Source organism: Curtobacterium sp. B8 (genome assembly GCF_000333315.1).
Lineage (GTDB): Bacteria > Actinomycetota > Actinomycetes > Actinomycetales > Microbacteriaceae > Curtobacterium > Curtobacterium luteum.
In genome coordinates this window covers 1-1,414 of sequence record NZ_BACW01000692.1, presented here as the reverse complement: position 1 = coordinate 1,414, position 1,414 = coordinate 1, and the positions used below count along the sequence as shown (strand labels likewise).

Below are 1,414 nucleotides of genomic sequence, written 5' to 3'. Positions count from 1 at the left end.
CGTGCCCCAGGCTCCGTCGACCGTGACCGTCACGAGCGGGCCCGAGGTGCTCGGCTGGCTGAGTTCGGCGACGCCGCACGCCTGCTCGCCAAGGACGTGCTCTCGTCCGGGTTCGAGCCCGAGGTCGTCGTCGCCGTCGCCCGCGGCGGCCTCATCATCGCCGGTGCCGTGGCCTACGCGCTCGGCACCAAGGAGTGCGGCTCGATCAACGTCGAGTTCTACACCGACGTCGAGCAGCGCCTCGAGGAGCCGGTGATCCTGGCCCCCGCGCTCGACGCCCCGAGCCTCGCCGGCAAGAAGGTCCTCGTCGTGGACGACGTCTCCGACTCCGGCCGCACCCTGCGTCTCGTCGTCGACATCATCGCGAACGCCGGAGCCGACGTCCGCAGCGCGTGCCTGTACTCCAAGCCCGGCACCGTCCTCGAACCCGACCACGTCTGGCGCCGGGTCGACGGGTGGATCACCTTCCCGTGGAGCGCCCTCGCCCCGGTGACGGCCGAGTCGTGAGCATCCACCTCGTCGGCGGGGGACTCCTCGCCGCGGCGGACGTCGCTGCGCCGTTCACCGCCGAGGCCACCGCGCGTGCCGCCGCCGTCGGCCGCACGACCCCTCGGATCGCCGTGCTCTCGGTCGCCCGGGCCGACGGGTCCTCGCCGTCGAGCACCGCGGACATCGCCGAGACCCTCGGCGGCGCACGCCTGGCCGAGACCGTCGTGACCGAGGTCGCAGCCGGCGCGGCGTTCGACACCACCGTGCTGAGCGACGTCGACGCCCTCGTCGTCGCAGGCGGTGTGACGCCCGACTACCTCGCCGCGATCGCACCGATCGTGGACCAGGTCCGGCTGCTCGTGAGCGACGGCCTGCCCTACCTCGGCTACTCGGCCGGTGCCGTCATCGCCGCGGACCGCGCACTCGTCGGCGGGTGGCGCATCGGCGGCGTCGAGATCTGCCCGGAGGAGGCCTCCGAGGGGCTCGACGAGGTCGAGCTGCGTGAGGGCCTCGGGCTCATCGACCTCACGGTCGACGTACACGCTGCTCAGGCCGGCACCCTCGCCCGCCTCATCGCGAGCGCGGAGGCCGAGTTCGTCGCGGCCGGGCTGGCGATCGACGAGGACACCACGCTCGTCGTCGGCGAGGGCGCGCTCGAGGTCCGCGGGATCGGCAGCGTCTGGCGGGTGATCGCGGGCGAGGAGTCCGTGTCCGTCGCCACCATGGGCGCCTAGTCGTCGTGGAACCGAAGCCCCTCGCGGAGCTCGTCGACCCCGGGTGGGCCACCGCCCTGGCGCCCGTCGAGGACGACGTGCACCGGATGGGTGCCTGGCTGCGCGCCGAGGTCGCCGACGGTCGGCCGTACCTGCCCGCGGGCGCCGACGTGCTGCGGGCCTTCCGCGATCCGTCGACGAGGTCCGGGGCT

2 protein-coding genes and 1 pseudogene are annotated in these 1,414 nt (G+C 74.0%); all 3 read left to right on the top strand.

What is annotated here, in order from left to right; genetic code table 11:
• The coding region (locus tag I59_RS20490) for a phosphoribosyltransferase (RefSeq protein WP_022905162.1) at window positions 1-507 on the top strand (507 nt) is incomplete at its 5' end.
• Window positions 504-1,223: a Type 1 glutamine amidotransferase-like domain-containing protein gene (locus I59_RS18545; protein WP_022905161.1), complete on the top strand. Its 720-nt coding sequence runs from the start codon at window positions 504-506 to the stop codon at window positions 1,221-1,223. The genes I59_RS20490 and I59_RS18545, both read left to right, overlap by 4 nt.
• A gap of 5 nt (window positions 1,224-1,228) precedes the next feature.
• Window positions 1,229-1,414: pseudogene (locus I59_RS18540) on the top strand (uracil-DNA glycosylase); the annotation flags it as partial.